The sequence below is a fragment of the Mycobacterium sp. E740 genome, assembly GCF_001672895.1.
Classification (GTDB): Bacteria; Actinomycetota; Actinomycetes; order Mycobacteriales; family Mycobacteriaceae; genus Mycobacterium.
Genome location: NZ_LZKP01000215.1, coordinates 32805 through 59069, shown reverse-complemented (window position 1 = coordinate 59069; position 26265 = coordinate 32805). Strand labels below are relative to the sequence as shown.

At 69.3% G+C, this 26265-nt stretch carries 2 protein-coding genes; both read left to right on the top strand.

Annotated features, from left to right (window positions below):
- The first annotated feature begins 12 nt into the window (after positions 1–12).
- Positions 13–25506 carry a non-ribosomal peptide synthase/polyketide synthase gene (locus A5663_RS20915; protein WP_369816679.1) on the top strand — a complete coding sequence of 8498 codons (25494 nt, stop codon included), beginning with the start codon at positions 13–15 and terminating at the stop codon, positions 25504–25506.
- Positions 25503–26258 (top strand): methyltransferase domain-containing protein, encoded by a 756-nt coding sequence (locus A5663_RS20910; RefSeq protein WP_068153641.1) that lies wholly within the window; start codon positions 25503–25505, stop codon positions 26256–26258. The genes A5663_RS20915 and A5663_RS20910 overlap by 4 nt, the downstream gene beginning before the upstream one ends.
- The last annotated feature ends 7 nt before the right edge of the window (positions 26259–26265 follow it).

The following is a 26265-nucleotide window of genomic DNA, read 5'->3' as shown; positions in this document are numbered from 1 at the left end:
GAGTTGGACGAAATGGGCAACCGGGCGGTGCTTGCCACCCCGGAGCCACCATCGGCGTCGATACCGGAGTTGTTCGCCCGCCACGTCGCGCGCGCGCCGCGCCACGTCGCGATCAGCTGCGGCCGTGGCTCGTGGTCCTACCGTGAACTCGATGAGGCGTCTGATCGGTTGGCGCACTTGCTGACCGGTCATGGCGCGCGGCCCGGCAAGAGTGTGGCACTGCTGTTGGAGCGCTCCGCCGAAGCGATCGTCGCGATGCTGGCCGTGCTCAAGACCGGTGCCGCCTACCTGTCGGTCGACCCGGCGCACCCGGACGCACGTGTCGAGTTCATGCTCACCGACGCGGCGCCCGTCGTCGCACTGACCTCCGCCGGGCTGCGCCACCGCCTCAACGGCTATGACCTGACGGTGCTCGACGTCGACGACCCGGCGGTCGCCGCCCAACCGCATTCGGGTGTCTCCGTCGCGACACCCGACGACATCGCCTATGTCGTGTACACCTCGGGCACCACCGGAACCCCCAAAGCGGTGGCCATCACGCATCGCAACCTGGCCCACCTCGCGGCTTCGACGCCACCGGATCTCCCTGCGGCACAGGTGTGGACGCAATGCCACTCCTACGGTTTCGACTTCTCGGTGTGGGAGATCTGGGCTGCGCTGCTCGGCGGCGGGCGGCTGGTGGTGGTGCCCGAAGAGGTGACCGGCTCGCCGGAGGACTTCCACGCCCTGCTGGTTCGTGAACGGGTCAATGTGCTGACCCAGACGCCGTCGGCGGTGGCGGCGCTCGATCCGCAGGGGCTGGAGTCGGTCGCAGTGCTGCTCGGCGGTGAAGCGTGCCCCGCCGACGTCGTCGAGCAGTGGGCGCCCGGCCGGGTGGTCATCAACGCCTACGGCCCCACTGAGACAACGGTTTACGCGTCGATGAGCGCACCGCTGCAGGCGGGCACCGGCCCGGCTCCGATCGGAGCCCCGGTCTCGACGGCCGCCCTGTTCGTGCTCGACGAGTGGCTGCGCCCGGTACCGGCCGGGGTGGTCGGTGAACTGTACGTCGCCGGTCATGGTGTCGGTTTGGGTTACCTCGGCCGGTCCGGGCTCACCGCGGGACGGTTCACGGCCTGCCCGTTCGGCGGACCCGGCACGCGGATGTATCGCACCGGCGACCTGGTGTGCTGGCGCCCGGACGGGCAACTGCAGTACCTGGGGCGCGCCGACGAACAGGTCAAAATCCGCGGCTATCGCATCGAACTCGGCGAGATCCAGACCATCCTCGCGGCCCTCGATGGCGTCGAGCAGGCCGCCGTGATCGCCCACCAAGACCAGGCAGGTGTCAAACGTCTGGTCGGCTATGTGACCGAAACACAGAATGGCACAGTCGATCCCGCCGCTGTGCGATGTGCGCTCGCCGACAGCCTTCCCGCGTACATGGTCCCGGCCGCGGTGGTTCTTCTCGATGCGCTGCCGCTGACGGTCAACGGTAAGCTCGACACCCGCGCGTTGCCGGTGCCGGACTACCACAACTCGCAGCAGTACACCGCCCCGGCAGACGCGGTCGAGGAGGTCCTGGCCGGCATCTACGCACAGGTGCTGGGTTTGGCCCGGGTCAGCGTCGACGAGTCGTTCTTCGATCTCGGCGGTGACAGCATCTTGTCGATGCAGGTGGTTGCTCGTGCCCGCGCCGCGGGACTGCGGTGCCGGCCTCGCGACATCTTCGTCGAGCAGACCGTCGCCCGGCTCGCCCGGGTCGCCGGGATCACCGGTGAGGACGCCGGCCCCGTCGATGAGGGTGTCGGCGCGATCACGCCGACGCCGATCATGTGCTGGTTGCGCGAAATCGACGGCCCGGTCGGCGAGTTCAACCAGACCGTGGTGGTGCGGGCTCCGGCGGGGGGCACCCACGCCGGCGATGTCGTCACCATGCTGCAGGCACTGCTCGACGGCCACGCCATGTTGCGGTTGCGCGCCGAACGGAGCCCGGCGGGATGGGCACTGCATGTGCCTGGTCCGGGATCCGTCGACGCGGCTTCCTGCCTGCACACCGTCGACGCGCTGTCGGCGGATGCCTTGCTCACCGCACGTTCGGAACTCGACCCCGCCGCAGGGAGAATGCTCAGCGGTCTGTGGGCCCCGAGCACCGGCGAGTTGGCGTTGATCGTCCATCACCTGGCGGTCGATGCCGTGTCGTGGCGAATACTGCTGGAAGACCTCAACATCGCCTGGGCGCAGGTTCACAACGGTCAGCCAGTAGCACTCCCGACGGAAGGAACCTCGTTCCAACGTTGGGCAGCGCTTCTCGACAAGCACGCTCACAGCCCGGCAGTCGTCGCGCACGCCGACACCTGGCGCGCGGTGGTGGCCGCACCCGCGGGGTTGTCTCGACCGGAGCCGGACGCGGACACCTACGCCGACGCAGGACGGCTGTCGACGTCGCTGGACGCCGAAACCACCCGCATGCTCCTTGGCGTGGTGCCCTCCGCGTGCCATGCGGGTGTGCAGGACATTCTGTTGATCGCATTCGCGTTGGCATGCCAGAAGCTGCTCGCGACAAGTGATTCCGTCGTCATCGACGTGGAAGGCCATGGCCGCGACGAAGAGCTCGCTGCCGACACGAACCTGTCTCGCACCGTGGGCTGGTTCACCACCAAGCACCCCGTGGCACTGGCCCTCGACACGCCGCGCTGGGAACAGGTCGTGGCCGGTGACACGGCGCTCGGAGCTGTGGTCAAGAGCGCCAAGGAACAACTGCGCGCCCTGCCCGACGGCATGACCTACGGGCTGCTGCGTTACCTCAACACCGGTGTCGAATTGCCCGGCGCCGATCCGGCCATCGGCTTCAACTATCTGGGGCGCCTCGACGCCGGTCGCCGGCAGATGTCGGAGGACATGTGGCGGGTGTGCGACGACGGGTTGACATTGGCCAACGCCGTTGCGGCGGTGCACATGCCGCTGGCGCACAGCGTCGAACTGAATGCCGCGACCGTCGACAGCGCCGATGGCCCGCGGCTGCAAGCCAATTGGACCTGGGCTCGCTCGGTGCTCGAAGATATACAGGTCGCCCAACTCAATCGACTCTGGTGCGAGGCGCTGACCGGCATCTGCAAGCACGTCGAAGCCGGCGGCGGTGGTCTCGCCCCTTCCGACATCACGCCAGTCGTCCTCGACCAACACCAGATCGACGAGCTGGAACAGCTTCACCGCGTCGCCGACATCCTGCCCTTGACGCCGCTGCAGGAAGGGCTGCTGTTCCACGCCAACACCACCGTCAGCGCCGACGACGCGCTCTACGCGATGCAGCTCGACATCACGATCGCCGGCCCCCTCGAACCCGACCGGCTCCGACGCGCGATCTCCACCGTGGCCGCGCGCCACCCCAACCTCGCCGCCCGATTCGACGGCCGTTACGGCGATCCCATTCAGATCATTCCGGCAGACCCTGTGATCCCGTGGACCCTGCTCGATCTGTACGCCGACTCCGGCTCTGCCGCAGCGGCCGGCAGACTGCCCCGCTCCGTATATGGACCGGTGAATGTCGATGTCGTCGACACGGTCTCGCAGCTGTGCGCCGATGAACGTGCTGCGGTCTGCGATCTCAGCCGCCCACCGGCCTTCCGGGTGGCGGTGATCCGCACCGCACCGGACCGGCACCGGATGGTGCTCACCAACCATCACATCGTGCTCGACGGCTGGTCGCTGCCGATCGTCGCCCAGGAGATCTTCGCCAGCTACTACGGGCATCGGCTGCCCGCAGCCGGCTCCTACCGCCGGTACGTCAGGTGGCTTGCCGAACGGGACACTGCCGCAGCACATGCCGCGTGGCGGGAGGTGCTGGCCGGATTTGACACGCCCACACTGGTCGGGCCGCCGAACCGGCGTGAGCTGGGCCCGCGCGGGACGATCGCGTTCCAGGTCGGCGAGCGGGAGACCAGAGCACTCGGCGAACTGGCGCGCTCGTGCCATACGACCGTCAACACCGTGCTGCAGGCGGCCTGGGCGCAGATGCTGATGTCGCTGACCGGCCACCCCGACGTCGCGTTCGGCACGGCGGTGTCCGGGCGCTCGGCCGACGTGGTCGGCGCCGAATCGATGGTCGGGTTGCTGATCAACACCGTGCCGGTGCGCGCCGCGATGACAGCCGCGACGACCGTCGCGGACTTGCTCGACCAGCTGCAGCGCAACTACAACCACACTCTCGAACACCAGCACCTGGCGCTGAGCGAGATTCACCGTGTCACAGGTCAGGATCACCTGTTCGACACGGTCTTCGTGTACGAGAACTACCCGGTCGACACCCGAGCGCTGCTCAGCAACGGCCTGACCATCACCGAGGTGAACGGTCGCGAGTCCACCCATTACCCGCTCGCGGTCGTCGCGCAACCGGGCAAGGAACTGGGCGTGCGCATCGAGTTCGACACCGACGTGTTCGACGTGTCCGAGGTCGACAAGATCGGCGGCCGGCTGCGGCATCTCCTGCAGTCGATGACCGTCGACCCGACGCGCCGGTTGTCGACGATCGATCTCGTCGACGAATCCGAGCGTGCCGACCTGCTCCAGTGCGGTCATCATCACGCGTTGACCCAGGCCGCCGCGCCGGTGTCGATTCCGGCGCTCTTCGCAGCACAGGTGGCGCGTGATCCCCAGGCGGCCGCGCTGACGTGCCACGGCGACTCGATGTCCTACGGCGAGCTCGACGAGGCATCGAACCGTCTGGCGCACCTGTTGATTCGGCACGGCGCGGGCCCGGGCAGATGTGTGGTGCTGGTGGCCGAACGGTCGGCGCAGGCAGTCGTCGCGATCCTCGCCGTGCTCAAGACCGGGGCGGCCTATCTGCCGATCGATCCGGCAGCGCCCAGATCCCGCATCGAGTTCATCGTCGCCGATGCCGCACCGGTCGTCGCGCTCACCACCGCCGACCTGGCAGAGCGGATGCACGGCATCGGCGCCCCAGTCCTGGACCTCGACGACGAAGCGACACATGCCCAGCCGAGCGGAGCGCTTCGGAGTCCGGCTCCCGACGACGTCGCCCACATCATCTACACATCGGGGACGACAGGCGTTCCCAAAGGTGTTGCGGTCACTCATGACAACGTGACCCGGTTGTTCGACTCCCTCGACGTCGGCCTCGAGTTGGGCCCGCATCAGGTGTGGACACAGTGCGCGTCGCTGGCGTTCGACTTCTCGGTGTGGGAGATCTGGGGGGCGCTGCTGTTCGGTGGCCGGCTCGTCGTGGTGCCCAAGTCCGTCACGCGCTCCCCGCAGGACTTCCACGCCCTGCTGCGCACCGAAGGTGTGACGGTGCTCAGCCAGACTCCGTCTGCGCTGCAGGCACTTTCGACCGAGGGCTTGGCCGCGGTGTCGCTGATGGCCGCCGGCGAGGCGTGCCCGCCGGAGGTGGTGAACCGCTGGGCGCCGGGACGGGTGATGATCAACGGTTACGGCCCGACCGAGATCACCGTGTACGCGACGATCAGCGCTCCGCTGACGGCGGAATCAGACCCGGTGCCGATCGGTGCACCGGTACCCGGCGCGGCGCTGTTCGTGCTCGACGGGTGGCTGCGCCCGGTGCCTCCGGGCATGGTGGGCGAGTTGTACGTGGCCGGCCGTGGTGTGGGTGTCGGCTACTGGCACCGGCCGGGACTGACCGGCACGCGGTTCGTCGCATGCCCGGCCGGCGGGCCCGGACAACGCATGTATCGCACCGGTGATCTGGTGCGCTGGGGGACCGACGGGCAACTGCAGTACCTCGGTCGTGCCGACGAGCAGGTCAAGATCCGCGGCTACCGCATCGAACTCGGCGAAGTGCGCACGGCGCTGGCCGCGCTGGACGGTGTCGAGCAGGCGGCGGTGATCGCCCGCGAGGACCGCCCCGGTGACAAGCGCCTCGTCGGATACATCATCGAAACCATCCCTGGGACAGTCGATCCCGCTGAAGCCCGCGCCGCGCTCGTCGAACGGCTGCCGTCCTACATGGTGCCGTCCGCCGTGGTGGCGATCGACGCGTTGCCGTTGACGCCCAACGGCAAGCTCGACACCCGTGCCCTGCCGGCACCGGAATATCAGGGCGCCGATCACTACCGTGCGCCGAGGACACCGATCGAGGTGGTGCTCGCCAGCCTGTTCGCCCGAGCGCTCGGACTCGACCGCGTCGGCATAGACGATTCGTTCTTCGACCACGGCGGCGACAGCATCCTGGCGATGCGGTTGGTCGCCGACATCAACGCCAGCCTCGACGGTGACCTCTCCGTGCGGACACTCTTCGACGCGCCCACGGTCGCGCGGCTGGCACCGCTGCTCAGCGGCGAGACCGGTCGGCGTGCACCGCTCATCCCCGTCGAGCGCCCTCCAGCGATCCCGCTGTCGTTCGCCCAGAGCAGGCTGTGGTTCCTGGACCAATTGCAGGGCCCCTCAGCTGTTTTCAACATGACCGTGGCGCTCGAGTTGCACGGGCTCCTCGATGCCGACGCGTTGCGCGCCGCGTTGCATGACGTCGTCGGCCGCCATGAAAGCCTGCGCACGCTCTTCCCGGCTCCCGAGGGCATCCCCCAGCAAGTCGTCGTCCACGCCGACCGGGCCGAATTCGGTTGGCAGGTCGTCGATGCCGGCGGCTGGCCGCGAGAGCGGCTGACCGAAGCCGTCGAGGAGGCAGTCCGGCGCGCCTTCGACCTGTCCAGCCAGATACCGTTGCGGGCGACGCTGTTCCGCACCGCCGACGACCGGCACGTGCTGGCCGGCGTGGTGCACCACATCGCCGCCGATGGCTGGTCGATCGCCCCGCTGGTGCGCGATCTGGACGCGGCCTACACCAGTCGCTGCGCGGGACAGGCTCCGAGCTGGCCGGCGTTGCCCGTGCAGTACGCGGACTACACGCTGTGGCAACGCGAGCAGTTCGGTGACCTCGACGACAGCGACAGCCCCATCGGGGCGCAGCTCGCTCACTGGCACGACACGCTGGCCGGGATGCCCGAATGGCTGCAGCTGCCCACCGATCGGCCCTACCCGCCAGTGGCCGAGCAGCGCGGCGCCACGGTGACCGTCGAATGGCCGGCTGAGTTGCAGCAGCAGGTGAGCGAGGTCGCCGCCCAGCACGACGCGACCAGCTTCATGGTCGTCCAGGCCGCCCTGGCGGCGCTGCTGGCACGGTTGAGCGCCAGTGATGATGTCGCCGTCGGGTTCCCGATCGCCGGCCGCCGCGATCCCGCGCTCGACGACCTCGTCGGCTTCTTCGTCAACCTCCTCGTGCTGCGGGTGGATGTCGGTGGTGACCCGACCGTCGCCGAGTTACTGGAGCAGGTGCGACGGAGCAGCCTGGCCGCATACGAGCATCAGGACGTGCCGTTCGAGGTGCTGGTCGAGCGCCTCAACCCCGCCCGGAGCCTCACCCATCACCCGCTGGTGCAGGTCGCGCTGGCCTGGCAGACCTCATTAGGCGCCAACGACACTGCGGCCGGACTGACGTTGGGTGATCTGCAGGCGACGAGGCTGCCGGTGGACACCCGCACCGCCCGGATGGATCTGGTGTTCTCCCTGTCCGAACGGTGGACCGAAGCCGGTGAGCGCGACGGCATCGGCGGCACAGTCGAATTCCGTACCGACGTGTTCGACGCGTCGACCATCGAGACTTTGGTCGCACGGCTGCAGCGGGTGTTGACCGCGATGACAACCGACCCGGCACGGTGGGTGTCGTCGGTGGACATGCTCGACGCCGACGAGCACGTGCGGCTCGATGCGCTGGGCAACCGGGCCGCGCTGTCGGCGCCGCTGCCGGTGCCGGTCTCGATTCCGGCAGTGTTCGCCGAACATGTGGCGCGGACCCCCGATGCAGCCGCGGTCACCTGCCGCCACACCACGTTGACCTACCGGCATCTGGACGATGCGTCGAACCGGATGGCACACAAGCTGATCGAGCACGGTGCGCGGCCGGGACGATGTGTTGCGGTGCTGGCGAACCGGTCAGCCGAGGCGATCACGGCGATCCTCGCGGTGCTCAAGACCGGGGCCGCGTATCTTCCGATCGACCCGGCGCTGCCGCCGGCGCGCATCGCGTTCATGGTCGCCGACACCAAGCCGATCGCCGCCGTCACCGCCGCGGCGCTGCGCGACCGGTTGAGCGGCTCTGACCTGACCATCGTCGACATCGACGGTTCCGGTATCGAGGCTCAACCGCGTGCCGCGCTTCGGGCGCCCGCCGCCGACGACGTCGCGTACGTGATCTACACATCGGGCACCACCGGAGTACCCAAAGGTGTTGCGGCGACTCACCGCAACGTCGTCCAACTGCTGTCGTCTCTGGACGCCGGACTGCCGCGGCCGGGCGTGTGGCCGCAATGCCATACCCTGGCCTTTGACGTCTCGGTCTGGGAGATCTTCGGCGCATTGCTGCGCGGCGGCCGAGTGGTCGTCATACCCGAGGACGTGACCACCTCACCCGACGAGTTCCACGCCGTACTGGCCGCCGAGAAGGTTGACGTACTCACGCAAACCCCCTCTGCGGTAGCGGTGTTGCCCCGCGAGGGACTGGAGTCGGCGGCGTTGGTGGTGGTCGGTGAGGCCTGCCCGGCCGAGGTGGTCGAGCAGTGGGCTCCCGGGCGCCTGATGATCAATGCATACGGGCCGACCGAGACGACGATGTGTGTGGCGATCAGTGCGCCGTTGACACCCGGGTCGGGAGTTCCCATCGGCACCCCGGTGCCGGGCGCTGCGCTGTTCGTCCTTGACGATCGGTTGCGGCAGGTGCCGCCCGGGATGGTGGGTGAGCTGTACGTGGCCGGGGCCGGCGTGGCGTGTGGCTACCTCGGTCGGCCCGCGCTGAGCGCCTCGCGCTTCGTGGCGTGCCCGTTCGTCGGCGCCGGCGCACCGAGCCAGCGGATGTACCGCACTGGGGACCTGGTCCGCTGGCGTGCGGACGGCCAGCTGCAGTACCTCGGACGCGCCGACGAACAGGTCAAGATCCGCGGCTACCGCATCGAACTCGGCGAGATCCAGACCGCGCTGGCCGAACTGGACGGCGTGGACCAAGCCGTCGTCGTCGCGCGCGAGGACCGGGCCGGCGACAAGCGGCTGGTCGGATACCTCACCGGGACAGCAGATCCCGCTGAGGCGCGCAGCGCGCTGGCCGGGCGGCTGCCCGCCTATATGGTGCCGGCCGCGGTGCTGCGCCTGGACGCGCTGCCGTTGACGTCGAACAACAAGCTCGACGTCCGCGCCCTTCCCGCGCCGGAATACCAGGACACCGACCGCTACCGTGCGCCTGCCGACGCGGTCGAGGAGATTTTGACCGGCATCTACGCCCAGGTGCTCGGGCTCGAGCGCGTCGGCGTCGACGACTCGTTCTTCGACCTCGGCGGCGACAGCATCTTGTCGATGCAGGTGGTGGCGCGGGCGCGGGCAGCAGGTGTGACGTGCCGGCCTCGCGACGTCTTCGTCGAGCAGACCGTGGCCCGGCTCGCGCGCGCCGCGCGAGTGTTGACTGCGGACATCGGTCCCATCGATGAAGGCCTCGGCGACGTGGTGGCCACTCCGATCATGCGGTGGCTGCACGAAATACCGGGCCCGACAGCTGAATTCAACCAGGCGCTCATCCTGCAGGCCCCCGCCGGGGTGACCCGCTCCGACGTCGTCACCATCGTGCAGGCGCTGCTGGACCGCCATGCCATGTTGCGGCTGCGTGCCACCGAGCACGAGTCCGCCGGTTGGTCACTGCACGTTCCTGAGCCGGGTTCGGTGGACGCCGACGCTTGCGTACACACAGTCGACCGACTGTCCGACGAGGCGGTGAAAGCGGCTCGCTCGCAGCTGAACCCGGCCACCGGAGTGATGCTCAGCGCGCTGTGGGTGCCGGTCACCGGTCAGCTTGCGGTGATCATCCACCACATGGCCGTCGACGCGGTGTCGTGGCGCATCCTTCTCGAAGACCTCAACATCGCTTGGGCGCAACACCACAACGGGCAACCGGTTGACCTGCCGGTGGTCGGTACGTCGTTCCAGCGCTGGGCCGCGCTGCTGTCAGAACACGCCCACGACGCGTCGGTGCTGGCCCTGGCGGAAACCTGGCGGCGCGTGGCGGATGTCCCGCTGGCGTTGCCCGCGCCTCGGCCCGAGACTGACACCTACGCCAGTGCCGAACACCTCTCGGTGTCGCTCGACACCGAGACCACCCGCCTTCTGCTCGGCGAGGTGCCCGGCGCGTTCCACGCCGGGATACAAGACGTACTGCTGATCGCCTACGCGATCGCGTGGTCGAAGTTCCTCGACACCGGCGGTGATCCCGTCGGCATCGACGTCGAAGGCCACGGCCGGCAGGACGACCTCGCCCCCGATGCCGACCTGTCGCGCACCGTCGGCTGGTTCACCGTCAAATACCCTGTTGCCCTGGTTATCCCGGAGCTGAACTGGACCGCGGCGCTGAGCGGTGATGTCTCGCTGGGCGCTGTGGTGAAAGACGCCAAGGAACAACTGCGTCCGCTGCCGGACGGCATGACCTACGGACTGCTGCGTTACCTCAACGACGACGTCGATCTGCCGACGGCCGACCCGTCGATCGGGTTCAACTATCTGGGCCGCCTCGGCGCCGCTACGGCCGAGGGTACCGACGAACTGTGGCAAGTCAGCCGAGACGACCTGGCGCTCAACGAAGCCGCGGCTGCGGTCCCGATGCCGTTGGCGCACACCGTCGAACTCAACGCCGCCACCGTCGACACCGACACCGGACCGCAACTGCAGGCCAGGTGGGCGTGGGCACCGTCGGTTCTCGAGCAGGCCGACATCACCCGGCTGAGCGAGCTGTTCTTCGACGCGCTGGGCGGCATCTGCTCCTACGTGCGACAGGGCGGCGGCGGGCTGACCCCGTCCGACATCGTCCCCGCACGCTTGAGCCAACCCCAGATCGACCGGCTGCAGCAGCAGTTCCAGCCGGCGGACATCCTGCCGCTGACCCCGATGCAGCGGGGACTTCTCTTCCACGCCAACACCGCCCAGGCCAGCAGCGACGACCTGTATGCGATGCAGCTCGACATCACCATCACCGGTCCGCTGGACCCTCATCGACTCGAGGCGGCCGTGCATGCCGTGGCCGCCCGCCACCCGCATCTCGTCGCCCGGTTCTGCGAGGAGTACGACCCGCCGGTGCAGATCATCCCCGCTGATGCCCGACCTGCCTGGCGGTATCTCGCCATCGAGGGCTCCGACGCCGACGAGCGGATCGTGCGGGTCTGCGACGACGAACGCACTGCGGTCTGCGACCTCGCCGACCCGCCGGCGTTCCGCGCGGCGTTGCTGCGCACCGCGCAGGATCGACACCGTTGTGTGCTGACGTTCCACCACATCGTGATCGACGGGTGGTCGCTGCCCATCCTGGCGCAGGAGTTGTTCGCGAGCTACTTCGGTCAGCGGCTGCCGGCCGCCGGATCGTATCGGCGCTACGTCACCTGGATTCTCGAGCGTGACCTCGAATCCGCCCGGGCCGCTTGGGGCGAGGTCCTCGCAGGGTTCGACACGCCCACACTGGTCGCCCCGCCGCGGACGCTCGGTCGGCGCGGTGTCGAATCACACCGCCTGTCGGAAGACATCACCCGAGCAGTCACCGAGTTGGCGCGCGCCGAGCACACCACCGTCAATACCGTGCTCCAGGCCGCCTGGGCGCAGCTGCTGATGTGGCTGACCGGTCAGCAGGACGTGGCGTTCGGCACCGCGGTGTCCGGCCGCCCAGCCGACCTCGCCGATGCCGAGTCGATGGTCGGCCTGCTGATCAACACCGTGCCGGTCCGGGCGAGCTTCGGGCCGGCCACCACCACATCAGATGTGCTGGAACAACTTCGGGAGAACCACGCCCACACGCTCGACCATCAGCATCTCGCGCTCGCCGAGATCCATCGGATCACCGGCCTGGACCAGATGTTCGACACGCTTTTCGTCTACGAGAACTATCCCGTCGACACCTCGGCGCTTCTCGATGTCGACGGACTGGCCATCGCCGGGTTCAGCACCCGCGAACGCAACGACTACCCGCTGACCTTGCAGGCCATGCCGGGCCGCGAACTCGCACTTCGCTTCGAATACGACACCGGCGTCTTCGATGCGGCCGGCGTTCACACGCTGATCCAGCGTCTGCAATGCCTGCTGGAAGCGATGACCGCCGACCCGGCGCGGCGGCTGATGTCGATCGACCTGCTCGATGCCGACGAACACGCACGCCTGGATCACATCGGCAACCGAGCGGTGCTGATCCAGCCCGCGACGCCCACGTCTGTTCCGGTGGTCTTCGCCGCACAGGTCGCCCGCACGCCCGATGCGGTCGCCCTGACATGCGGTGAGTCATCATGGACCTATCGCGAGCTCGACGAGGCGGCCAACCGACTGGCGCACCTGCTCACCGGTCGCGGTGCCGGCCCGGGACAGTCTGTGGCACTGCTGTTCTCGCGCTGCCCCGAAGCCATCGTGGCGATCCTCGCCGTGCTCAAGTCGGGTGCGGCGTATCTGCCGATCGACCCGGCGCACCCGCCCGCCCGGATCGCATTCATGGTCGGGGACGCCGAGCCGGTCGCCGCGGTCACCACCTGCGCTCTCGCGGACCGCTTCGCCGAGTCCGACGTACCGGTCATCGACGTCGCCGACCCGGGCATCGAGGCGCAGCCGAGCACACCGCTGGTCGCCCCCGCGCCGGACGACATCGCCCACATCATCTACACCTCCGGCACGACGGGCATGCCCAAAGGCGTTGCGGTCACGCAGTACAACGTCGTGCAACTGTTCGACCGCCTCGACACCGGCCTCGAGCTGACGCCCGGACAGGTGTGGACGCAATTCCACTCCTACGCCTTCGACTTCTCGGTGTGGGAGATCTGGGGCGCGCTGCTGCACGGCGGGCGGCTGGTGATCGTGCCGGAGAGCGTGGCGCGCGCACCGGAAGAATTCCACGCGCTGCTGATGCGGGAACACGTCAGCGTCCTGACCCAAACGCCCTCTGCGGTACGGGGATTGACGCCCGATGGCCTCGGCGCGACGGCGTTGGTGATTGGAGCCGAGGCCTGCCCACCCGAACTGGTGGATCGCTGGGCGCCCGGACGGGTGATGCTCAACGTCTACGGACCGACCGAGACCACCATGTGGCTGTCCAAGAGCGCACCGCTCACCCCCGGCTCCGGTGCGCCGCCGATCGGATCGCCGGTGACGGGCGCGGCCTTCTTCATCCTGGACGGCTTCCTGCGCCCGGCACCTGTCGGCGTCGTCGGCGAGTTGTACCTTGCCGGTCGTGGCGTGGGCGTGGGCTATTGGCGGCGGGCGGGGTTGACCGCGTCGCGGTTCGTGGCGTGCCCGTTCGGGGCGCCGGGCCGGCGGATGTATCGCACCGGCGATCTGGTGTGTTGGGGTGCCGACGGGCAGCTGCGCTATTTCGGCCGCGCCGATGAGCAGGTCAAGATTCGCGGCTACCGCATCGAGCTGGGTGAGGTGCAGGCGGCGCTGGCCGAGCTCGACGGCGTTGAGCAGTCGGTGGTCGTCGCACGCGAGGACCAGCCCGGTGACAAGCGGCTGGTCGGTTATGTGACCGGTTCGGTGGACGCGGCGGCGGCGCGTGCGGCGTTGGGGGAGCGGTTGCCGCCGTACATGGTGCCGGCTGCGGTGGTGGTGCTCGAGGCGTTGCCGGTGACGGTCAACGGCAAGCTCGACACGCGCGCGTTGCCGTCGCCGGAGTATGTCGACGTCGATCGTTATCGCGCCCCGGCCGGCCATCTCGAGGAGATCTTGGCCGGCATCTACGCCCACGTGCTGGGCCTCGAGCGGGTCGGTGTCGACGACTCATTCTTCGACCTCGGCGGCGACTCGGTGTCGGCCATGCGGGTCGTCGCCGCGATCAACGCCGCCATGGAGGCCGACCTCCCGATGCGCGCACTGTTCGACGCGCCGACGGTCGCCCAGTTGGTGCCGCGCCTGAGCCGCCATGCCGGTGGTCGCGAACCGTTGGTGGCCGGTGAGCGGCCCGCCGCGATCCCGTTGTCGTTCGCGCAGAGCCGACTCTGGGTGGTCGACCAGTTGCACGGTCCCTCAGCGGTTTACCACATGGTCGTCGGATTGCGGTTGCGCGGACGCCTCGACGACGAGGCGTTGCACGCGGCGCTGGGCGATGTGGTCGTCCGGCACGAAAGCCTGCGCACACTCTTCGTGGCGCCCGACGGCACCGCGCAGCAGTTGGTCGTTCCCGCCGAGGACGCCGAGGCGGGCTGGCAGGTCGTCGACACCACCGGATGGCCGCAGGACCGGCTGCACGCGGCCATCGGCGGCGTAGCGGCCCGGACATTCGACCTCGCGGCCGAGATACCGCTGCGGGCCACAGTCTTTCGCGTGGCTGAAGACGACCACGTGTTGGTGGGCGTCGTCCATCACATCGCGGCCGACGGCTGGTCACTGGCGCCGCTGGTACGCGATCTCGGTGCCGCCTACGAGGCGCGCCGACACGGAGAGCCGCCGCAGTGGGCGCCGCTGCCCGTGCAGTACGTCGACTACACGATGTGGCAGCGCGCGCGATTCGGCGACCTCGACGACGGCGACAGCCCGATCGCCGCGCAACTGTCGCACTGGGAAGAGGTGCTGGCGGGCCTGCCCGAGCGGCTGCAGTTGCCCACCGACCGGCCTTATCCGGCGCTCGCCGATCAACGCGGTGCGAGCCTGACGGTGGATTGGCCCGCCGAATTGCAGCAGCGGGTGCGCGAGACGGCCGCGGAGCACGACGTGACCACCTTCATGGTGATGCAGGCCGGCCTGGCGGTGCTGCTGTCGCGGCTGAGCGCGAGTTCCGATGTGGCGGTGGGGTTCCCGATCGCGGGACGCAGCGACCCCGCGCTCGACGAGCTGATCGGCTTCTTCGTCAACACACTGGTGCTGCGGGTGGACCTGTCGGGCAATCCCAGCTTCGCCGAGCTGCTCGACCAAGTACGGCGACGCACGCTGGCGGCGTTCGACCATCAGGAAGTGCCGTTCGAGCTGCTGGTGGAAAGGCTCAACCCGGTCCGATCGCTGGCGCACCACCCGCTGGTCCAGGTGATGCTGGCGTGGCAGAACCTGCCCGGGCTCGACGGCGCCCGAGCGGGCGGCCTGACGCTGGGCGATCTGGAGGTCGCCCAGCTGCCGGTCGAGACCCACACCGCCCGCATGGATCTGACGTTCTCACTGGCGGAGCAGTTCACCGATTCCGGCCAGCCAGCCGGCATCCGGGGCGCGGTCGAGTTCCGCACCGACATCTTCGACGCCGCCACCATCCAAACGCTCGTCGACCGGTTCGCGCGGGTGTTGACGTCGATGACCGCCGATCCCGAGCGGGCGATCTCAGCGCTGGACCTGCTGGAGCCCGAAGAACACCACCGCCTGGCCGAAGCGGGCAACCGTCGAATCCTGACGACGCCCGCACCGGCAGCGGCGTCCGTTCCGGAGTTGTTCGCCGAGAAGGTATCTCGCCACTCGGACTCCGTCGCGGTCAGCGGTGCCGGCCGTGGCTTGACCTACCGCGAACTCGACGACGCGTCGAATCGCCTGGCGCGCTTGCTCATCACCCGCGGCGTGACCCCCGGCTCGCATGTCGCGCTGTTGTTCGAACGTTGCTGCGAAGCGGTCGTCGCGATGCTGGCGGTACTCAAGGCCGGGGCCGCGTACCTGCCGATCGATCCGGCGCTGCCCGGCGCGCGACGGGATTTCATGCTGGCAGACGCCCACCCGGTCGCTGTGCTGACGACCACCGCGCTGGCCGGTCTGGTGGACGGAACCGGCATCGAGGTGCTCGACATCGACGACCCCGTTGTCGCGGGTTACCCGTGCACACCGCTGCCGGCACCGGCGGCCGACGGTGTCGCCTACCTCATCTACACCTCGGGCACGACCGGCACCCCGAAGGGCGTGGCGATCACCCACCGGAACCTGGCCCACCTCGCCGATTCCACGCCCGCCGCGCTGCCCGCGGATCAGGTGTGGACGCAATGCCATTCGTACGGCTTCGACTTCTCGGTGTGGGAGATCTGGGCCGCGCTGCTCGGCGGCGGGCGACTGGTGATGGTGCCCGAAGCGGTCGCCGGTTCTCCGGAAGACTTCCACGAGCTGATCACGCGCGAAGGGGTCAACGTGCTGACCCAAACGCCTTCTGCGGTGGGCGCATTGAACGCGCAGCGGCTCGACACGGTGGCGGTGCTGCTCGGCGGTGAGGCGTGCTCCGCCGAAGTGGTGGACAGGTGGTCGCCAAAGCGGGTGCTGATCAACGCCTACGGGCCTACCGAGGCCACGGTGTACGTGTCGATGAGCGCTCCGCTGACCGCGGGGTCAGGGGCCGCACCGATCGGCGCGCCGGTGCCGACGGCGTCCTTGTTCGTGCTCGACGAGTGGCTGCGGCCGGTGCCGGCCGGCGTGGTCGGCGAGTTGTACGTGGCCGGCCGCGGCGTCGGGATGGGTTACCTCGGCCGCACCGCGCTGACCGCGTCGCGGTTCGTGGCGTGCCCGTTCGCCGACGGGGGAGCGCCGGCGCAGCGGATGTATCGCACCGGAGACCTCGTGTGCTGGCGCGCGGACGGCCAGTTGCAGTATCTCGGCCGCGCCGACGAGCAGGTCAAGATCCGCGGCTACCGCATCGAACTGGGTGAGATCCAAAGCGCGCTCGCCGAACTCGACGGTGTCGAGCAGGCAGCGGTCGTCGTCCGCGAGGACCGGCCCGGCGACAAGCGTCTGGTCGGATACACCACCGGCACGGCCACCCCCGCCGCGACACGCACTGCGCTGGCCGAGCGGCTGCCAGCCTACATGGTGCCGGCCGCGGTGGTCGCGGTGGACGCAATCCCCCTGACCGTCAACGGCAAACTCGACGCCCGCGCCCTGCCCGCGCCCGAGTACCAGAACACGCTGGCCTACCGCGCGCCCGCCGATGCGGTCGAGGAGATCCTGGCCGGCATCTACGCCCAGGTGCTCGGCTTGGATCCCGTCGGCGTCGACGACTCGTTCTTCGACCTGGGCGGCGACAGCATTCTGTCGATGCAAGTGGTGGCCCGCGCCCGCGCCGCGGGGCTGCGGTGCCGCCCGCGCGACATCTTCGTCGAGCAGACCGTGGCGCGGCTGGCCCGGGTGGCCGACACCGCCGACGGTCAGGCACCGGTGGACGACGGCACCGGGTCCGTGCAGCGCACTCCGATCATGGCCTGGCTGCGCGAAGTCGACGGCCCCGTAGACCAGTTCAACCAGACGATGGTGCTGCAGGCACCCGCCGGCGTCACCGACACGGACGTCGTCACGCTGCTGCAGGCACTTCTGGACCGACACGCCATGCTGCGGCTGTGCGTCGGCGAGGACCAGCTGACCGTGCCCGAGCCCGGTTCGGTCAGCGCCCAGGCCTGCCTGCACACGGCCGAGGGCTTCAGCGAAGACGCGCTGAGAAGCGCTCGCGCACAACTCGATCCAGCAACCGGCCACGTCTTCGCGGCGCTGTGGGTGCCGCCCACCGGTCAGCTGGCGCTGATCGTCCACCACCTCGCCGTCGACGCCGTGTCGTGGCCGATCCTGGTCGAGGACCTCAACATCGCCTGGGCGCAACACCACAACGGCCAACCGATCGAGCTACCGCCGACCGGCACCTCGTTCCGGCAGTGGGCCGCGCGGTTGGCCGAACACGCCCGGAGTTCGGCGGCCCTGGCCCACGCCGACGCATGGCGGCAGATCGCGGCAACCGTCCCCACGCTTCCCGCACCCGAACCCGGCGTCGACACCTACGCCAGCGCCGGGCAGTTGTCGGTGTCACTGGACACGCGCAGCACGCGCGCGCTCCTGGGCGAGGTGCCCACCGCGTTCCACGCCGGTATCTCCGACATCCTGTTGATCGCCTACGCGATCGCCTGCGCCGAATTCGTCGGCGCCTCCACGGCGGTCGGAATCGACGTCGAAGGCCACGGCCGGCACGAAGACCTGGCCCCCGATGTCGACCTCTCCCGCACGGTGGGCTGGTTCACCGCCAAGCACCCGGTCGCGCTGAGCGCCGGAAAGCTCGACTGGCACAACGTGATCGCCGGTGACGAGAAACTGGGCCGGACCGTCAAGGAACTCAAAGAACAGCTGCGCGCTCACCCCGATCCGCTGACCTTCGGGTTGCTCCGCTACCTCAACTCCGACGTCGACCTGCCCGGCTCCGACCCGTCGCTCGGGTTCAACTACCTCGGCCGCCTCAGCGCCGGCGCCGCGCAGCTCTCCGACGACATGTGGAGCGTCAGCGAAGAAGGCCTGGCGCTCGCCGAAGCCGCCACCGCCGTGCCCATGCCGATGGGCCACACCCTTGAACTCAACGCCGCCGCCGTGGACACCGCCGAAGGACCCGCCTTGCAAGCGAATTGGACATTCGCACGGTCGGCGCTCGACCGCGCTGAAGTGGTCCGGTTCAGCAGCCTGTTCTTCCAGGCATTGACGGGCATCTGCGCCCACGTCGCGGCCGGCGGCGGCGGGTTGACCCCCTCCGACGTCGTCCCCGCCCGGCTCACCCAGCTACAACTCGACGAACTCCAAACACACGAGCGCATCGGCGACATCCTGCCGCTGACCCCGCTGCAGCAAGGACTGCTCTTCCACGCCGACACCGCGACAAGCGCCGACGACGTCTACGCGATGCAACTCGACATCGCGATCGCCGGCCCACTCGACGCCGAGCGGCTCCGCGATGCCATGCACACCGTGGCCGCGCGCCACCCGAACCTCGCCGCACGATTCTGCTCGCAGTTCGACGAACCGGTGCAGGTCATCCCCGCCGACCCCGCCCCCGCCTGGCGGTACGTCGACCTCACCAACAACGGCCGAAACCCCGACGAACACATCGAAAGGCTGTGCGTTGAAGAACGCGCCGCAGTCTGTGACCTCAGCCGACCGCCGGCCTTCCGGGCCGCGCTGATCCGCACCGCGCCGGACCGGCACCGGTTCGTGCTGACCAACCACCACATCGTGCTCGACGGGTGGTCGTTGCCGATCCTGATGCAGGAGATTTTCGCCGGCTACTACCGGCAGCGGCTCCCCGCGGCGACGCCGTACCGGAGCTTCGTCACCTGGCTGGCAGAACAGGATGTCGAGGCGGCCCGCGCCGCATGGCAACAGGTGCTGGCCGGATTCGACAGCCCCACGCTGGTCGGCTCGCCCGGCCGCCTCGAGCAGGGGCCGCGCGGCACCGCATCGGTGTCACTGCCGCCGCGAATCACCCATGGCCTCAACGACTTGGCCCGTTCGCAGCGCACGACCGTCAACATCGTGTTGCAGGCCGCCTGGGCGCAGGTGCTGATGTCGCTGACCGGGCAGCACGACGTCGTGTTCGGCGCCGCGGTGTCGGGGCGGCCGACCGACGTGGCCGGCGCGGAAACGATGGTCGGCCTGCTGATCAACACGGTGCCGGTGCGCGCTGACGTCACTGCGGCGACCACCGTGGCCGACCTGCTCGGCCGGCTGCAACGCGACCACGTGCACACCCTCGACCATCATCATCTGGCACTCAACGAGATTCACAAAGCCGCGGGCCGGGACCAGCTGTTCGACACCATCTTCGTCTACGAGAACTATCCGGTCGACACCAGCGCGCTGTCGAACGCAAGCGAACTGGCGATCACCGACATCGTCGGCCGCGAATCCACGCATTATCCGCTGATGCTGCAGGCGCGCTCGGCAGGGGAGCTGCGGCTGCGCATCGAGTTCGACAGCGCCCTGTTCGACACGGCCGAGGTCGACGCGCTCATCGAGCGGATGCAACGGCTGCTCGAAGCGATGGCCGCCGACCCGAGCCGCCGGTTGTCGTCGATGGATGTCCTCGACACCGCCGAACACGACCTGCTTGACCGGTTCGGCAATCGCGCGGTGCTGCACCAGCCCGCGACGCCGGTTTCGATCCCGGTGCTGTGGGCGGCCCAGGTCGCGCGCACACCCGCCGCCGTGGCGCTGACCAGCGGAACGAGTTCGTGGACCTACCGGGAACTCGACGAGGCCTCTAACCGGCTGGCGCACCGGCTGATTCGCTACGGCGCCGGTCCGGGGCGCTGCGTGGCGATTCTGATGAACCGGTCGGCCGAGGCGATCGTCGCGATCCTGGCGGCACTCAAGACCGGTGCGGCCTACCTGCCGATAGACCCGGCCCTGCCGCAAAACCGCATGGGGTTCATGACCGAAGACGCCGCGCCGATCGCCGCGATCACCACCGCTGAACTCGCCGGCCGGCTGGGCGGCTGCGGACTGCCCGTCATCGACGTGCACGAGCCGGCGGTCGACACCGAGCCGTGCGAGGCCTCGCCGCCGCCCGCGGCCGACGACCTGGCGTACATCATCTACACCTCGGGAACCACCGGCATTCCCAAAGGCGTTGCCATCACACACCGTAACGTCACCCAGCACCTGGACTCACTCGGTGTCGGCCTGGGACAGACACCGGTGTGGACGCAGTGGCACTCGCTGGCCTTCGACGTGTCGGTGTGGGAGATCTGGGGCGCGTTGTTGCGCGGCGGCCGGCTGGTCGTCGTGCCCGAAGCCGTCGCGGCGTCGTCCGAGGACCTGCACGCGCTGCTGGTCGCCGAAGACGTCAGCGTTTTGAGCCAAACCCCCTCGGCGGCCGCCACTCTCACACCCGACGGACTGGAGTCGACCGCGCTGGTGGTCGCCGGTGAGGCGTGCCCGGCCGAACTGGTCGAAACCTGGGCACCGGACAGGGTGGTGATCAACGCCTACGGGCCCACCGAAACGACCGTGTACGCGACGGTCAGCGCGCCGCTGACGCCAGGGCCAGGCCCGGTTCCCATCGGCGCGCCCGTGGCAGGCGCGGCGCTGTTCGTGCTCGACGGATGGCTGCGGCCAGTGGCCGCCGGCGTGGTCGGCGAACTGTATGTGGCCGGACGCGGCGTCGGTGACGGGTACTGGAGGCGGTCCGGCCTGACTGCAACGCGGTTCGTCGCCTGCCCGTTCGGCGGAGCCGGGTCGCGCATGTATCGCACCGGCGACCTGGTGCGGTGGGGCGCCGACGGGCAGCTGCGCTATCTCGGCCGCGTCGACGAGCAGGTGAAGATCCGCGGCTACCGTATCGAGCTCGGCGAAGTACGCACGGCGCTGGCGCAGTTGGACGGCGTCGAGCAGGCGGCCGTGATCGCTCGCGAGGACCGCGCTGGTGACAAGCGCCTCGTCGCCTACGTCACCGGTACTGCGGACCCGGCCGGCATCCGTCCTCAGCTCGCCGAAAAGCTGCCGGCTTACATGGTTCCGGCGGCGGTGGTCGTGCTCGACGCGCTCCCGCTGACGGTCAACGGAAAGCTCGACGCCCGCGCCCTGCCCGCACCCGAATACGCCGGCGGGCAGCGCTACCGCGCGCCGCGCAACGCCGTCGAGGAGATCCTGGCCGACACCTTCGCCGAAGTGCTGAACGCCGGGCGCGTCGGCGTCGACGACTCGTTCTTCGACCTGGGCGGCGATTCGCTGTCGGCGATGCGGGTGGTCGCGGCGATCAACACCGCATTGGGTTCCGGGCTTTCGGTGCTCGCGTTGTTCGACGCGCCCACAGTCGCCCAGCTGGCGACTCGAGTGAGCGAGGCGGCGGCACGACGCGCGCCATTGGTTCCCATCGATCGCCCCGCGGTCATCCCCTTGTCGTTCGCCCAGCGTCGGCTGTGGTTCCTCGACCAATTGCAAGGCCGCTCACCGGTTTACAACATGGCAGTGGTGCTGCGCCTGACCGGGCGGCTCGACACCGATGCGCTGGGCCTCGCGCTGTCCGACGTGGTCGCTCGCCACGAATCCCTGCGCACACTGTTCGTGGCGTCCGATGGCGTGCCCCACCAGCTGGTGACACCGCCCGACCGCGCCGACTTCGGCTGGGACGTGATCGACGCCGCGGAATGGTCCGAGGCCATGCTGGAAGCAGCCGTCCAGCAGACGGTGGGCCACGCCTTCGACCTGGCCGGTGAAATCCCGCTCAGGGCAACACTGTTCCGAGTCGCCGACGACGAGCATCTGCTCGCGGCCGCGGTACACCACATCGCCGCCGACGCCGCGTCGGTGCGCCCGCTGGTGCGCGACCTCGGTGTGGCGTACACCAGCCGGTGCGCCGGGCATGGGCCGGGGTGGGCCCGCCTTCCGGTCCAGTACGCCGACTACACACTCTGGCAGCGGGCCGAATTCGGCGATCTCGACGTCGCCGACAGCCCGATCGCGGGGCAGCTCGGCTACTGGGAGCGGGCGCTGGCGGGCATGCCGGAACGGGTGCAGCTCCCCACCGACCGGCCGTATCCAGCGGTGGCCGACCAGCGCGGCGCCAGCGTCGCCGTGAACTGGCCCGCCGAACTGCAGCACCGGGTCCGTGAGGTGGCGCGCGAGCACAACGCGAGCAGCTTCATGGTGCTTCAATCGGCGCTCGCTGTGCTGCTGGCCAGGATCAGCGCCAACGACGATGTCGCCGTTGGTTTCCCGATCGCCGGACGCGCCGACCCAGCTTTGGACAACCTGATCGGGTTCTTCGTCAACACGCTGGTGCTGCGGGTGAACCTCGACGGTGACCCGACCATCGCCGAACTCCTCGCGCAAGTGCGTCAGCGCAGCCTGGCCGCCTACGACAACCAGGATGTGCCGTTCGAGGTGCTGGTCGATCGGCTCAACCCGACCCGCAGCCTCACCCACCACCCGCTGGTGCAGGTGATGCTCGCCTGGCAGAACGTCCTCGGGGAGGACCCCGCCGCCGGACTCACCCTGGGCGACCTGCAGGTAACCCAGCAGCCGGTCGACATCCGCACGGCCCGAATGGATTTGGTGTTCCACCTGACCGAGAGCTGGACCGACACCGGCGAGCCCGGCGGTATCCGCGGCGAGGTGGAGTTCCGCACCGACGTGTTCGACGCATCGACGATCGAGACCCTGATCCACCGGCTGCAGCGGGTCCTGACGGCCATCACGGCCGACGCGGGGCAGCGGATCTCCTCGATCACGATGCTCGACTCCGGTGATCAGACCCTGCTCGACTCGCTGGGCAACCGCGCGGTGTTGACGCGCGCCGACGAGAGCCAGGTGTCGATCCCGGCCGTGTTCAGCGCCCAGGTCGCCCGTACCCCCGACGAGGACGCGCTCACCTGCGACGGACGTTCGATGACGTACCGAGAGCTGGACGACGCGTCGAACCGCCTGGCCCGCAGGCTGATCGGCGAAGGTGCGCGCCCCGGCGAGTCGGTGGCGCTGCTGCTGGAGCGCTCCGCGGAAGCGGTCGTGGCGATCCTGGCGGTGCTCAAGACCGGGGCGGCCTACCTGCCGATCGACCCCGCACACCCCGACGCGCGGATCGAGTTCATGCTCTCCGACGCCGCGCCGGTCGCTGCCGTCACCCGGCGGGGGCTCGCCGATCGGCTCACCGGCCGCGACCTGGTGGTCGTCGATGTCGCCGACGCCGGCGTCGAGCCCACCGCGCCGGTACCGACACCGACTGCGGACGATCTGGCCTACATCATCTACACCTCCGGCACCACCGGAATCCCCAAGGGCGTGGGCGTGACTCACCGCACGGTGACACAGCTGGTGCGGGCCGCTGATGACGGCCTGCCGCCCGGCGGAGTGTGGACGCAGTGGCACTCGTTGGCCTTCGACGTGTCGGTCTGGGAGATCTTCGGTGCACTGCTGCGGGGCGGTCGGCTGGTGGTGGTGCCCGAGGAGGTCGCGTCCTCGCCGCCCGACTTCCACGCGCTGCTGGTCGACGAACACGTCAGCGTTCTGAACCAGACGCCGTCGGCCGCAGGCCTGCTCTCGCCCGAAGGTCTCGACACGGTGGCGCTGGTGGTGGCGGGCGAGGCCTGCCCGGCAAACCTAGTCGACCGCTGGGCGCCGGATCACCTGATGGTCAACGGCTACGGCCCGACCGAGACGTGGTACACGTCGTTCAGCGCGCCGCTGACGGCAGGAGCCGGTGAGGTGCCGATCGGTGCGCCGATTTCGGGGGCGGCGTTCTTCGTGCTCGACGAATCGCTGCGGCCGGTGCTGCCGGGCGTGGTCGGTGAGCTTTACGTGGCCGGTGCCGGGCTGGCGTGCGGCTATGTGAACCGGGCCGGGTTGACCGCCTCGCGGTTTGTGGCCTGTCCGTTCGAAGGCGCACCGGGCCAACGGATGTACCGCACCGGTGATCTGGTCCGCTGGGGGGCCGACGGCCAACTGCGCTATCTCGGGCGCGCCGACGAACAAGTCAAGATCCGCGGTTACCGAATCGAACTCGGCGAGATCAAGGCCGCGCTGGCCGATCTCGACGGCGTCGAGCAAGCCGCGGTGATCGCGCGCGAGGACCGTCCCGGCGATCTGCGACTCACCGGATATGTCGTCGAAAAGCACGGCGCCACGGGCGATTCCGAGGGGTTGCGGGCCGCGCTGGCCGAGCGGCTGCCCGGCTACATGGTGCCGGCCGCGTTCATGGTGCTCGACGAGTTGCCGCTGACCGTCAACGGCAAGCTCGACGTCCGCGCGCTGCCGGCGCCCGACTACCAGCAGCGCCAGGTGTACCGGGCGCCCGAGACCGCCACCGAGCTGGTGATCGCCGGTGCCTACGCGCAGATTCTCGGCGTCGAGCGGGTCGGCGTCGACGACTCGTTCTTCGACCTCGGCGGAGACTCGCTCGGAGCCATCCGCGTTGTCGCAGCGATAAATTCCGAACTGGGCAGCCGACTCGCGGTGCGAACCATGTTCAACTCACCGTCAGTCGCGGCCCTGAGCCAGCAGCTGGACACCCCCGACAGCGCCGTCGAGGTGGTCCCCGTCGAGATCCTCAAAGAGGGCGACGGCGTGCCACTGTGCTGCATCCACGACGGCTTCGGCCTCAGCTGGGCCTACCGGATCCTTGGCGACCACCTGGACTGCCCGATCATCGGTATCAACCAGACCGCCCTGGTCGGCGAAACCGAACCCAACTCGATCGACGACATGGCCGCACGGTACGCCGACAGGCTGCAGGCCATCCGGCCCGAGGGTCGGTACAAGCTGCTCGGCTGGTCCCTCGGCGGTGTCGTGGCCCACGCGCTGGCCGTCGAACTGCAGCGCCGCGGCTGCGTCGTGGAAAGCGTGATCCTGCTCGACGACGCCTTCAGCGCCGACAAGGTCATGGCGCAAGAGCAGGCGTCCGACGAGAGCGCGATCCTGGGGGAGATCCTGCGGCTCAACGGCATCGATGTCCCGAACCGTCCGGCGCCCCTGACTCCAGCAGACGCGGCGCCGCTGATCCGGCGGCAACTCGATGCGGCCGGCCTCGCCATGCTGTCGGAACAGTTGCTGCAGTTCATGATTCAGCGAGTCGGTGAGAACCAGCGGTACCTGCAGACCCACACCCCCGAGGTGTTCGATGGCGACATCACCGTGTTCTCGGCCCGCCGCGACGACGACAAGGTGGCGTCCCCGGCCCGGACTTGGCGGCCCTACGTGACCGGTGACATCACCACGCACGCCGTCGACTGCACGCACCTCGACCTGCTCGGGGCACAGGCGCTGCGCACGTACGTCGGCCGACTCGAGCAGGCACTGGGAGCACGATGACCGACGCGACACTCGACATCGCCGGCATGCCGCGCGGCGGCCCCAACTCCTCCTGGCTGGACCGGCGCCTGCAGACCGATCGGCTCGAGTACCTCGACCGCGACGACGTCGACGAGCTGAAACGAAAAGTCGTGGAGGCCCTCGACCGCAGCGGGCGGCGACGGCGGCTGGGCGTCTACGGCAAGATCGCCCGAGTCGTGCTCGACGAGGTGGCCGAAGTGCCGTCCCCGAAGATCCTCGAACTGGGAGCCGGCCTCGGCGGGTTGTCCGAACGGCTGCTGGAGAGCCACCCCACCGCCGAGGTCACCGTCACCGACGTCGATCCGACGTTCGTCGGAACCGTCGCAGCAAGCGACCTCGGCAGTCACCCGCGCGCCTCCGTGCGCCGGCTAGACGCCACCGAAATCGACGCTGCCGACGGGTATTACGACCTCGCCGTGTTCGCGCTGTCGTTGCATCACCTGCCCCCCGAACAAGCCGCCCGCGTGTTCGCCGAGGGAACACGCGCGGCTAAGAAGCTGATGATCGTCGACCTGCGCCGACCGCCCGCACCCGTGCATGCGGTCGTGCTGGCGGCGGCGCTGCCGTTCAGCCGGATGATGCCGTTGCTCCACGACGGGGTGATCAGCTCGCTGCGCGCCTACAGCCCGTCCGCGCTGCGGGCGCTGGCCCACCACGCCGACCCCAACATCACCGTCGAGTTCCGCACCCGCCGGCTCGGCCCGACCGTCGCGGTCGCGCGCCGGACGTGACGACGCG

Bases quoted from the DNA above. Each gene is read 5' to 3' on its own strand.
- A5663_RS20915 (WP_369816679.1), top strand. From the start codon at position 13: ATGGGCAACCGGGCGGTGCTTGCCACCCCGGAGCCACCATCGGCGTCG.
- A5663_RS20910 (WP_068153641.1), top strand. From the start codon at position 25,503: ATGACCGACGCGACACTCGACATCGCCGGCATGCCGCGCGGCGGCCCC.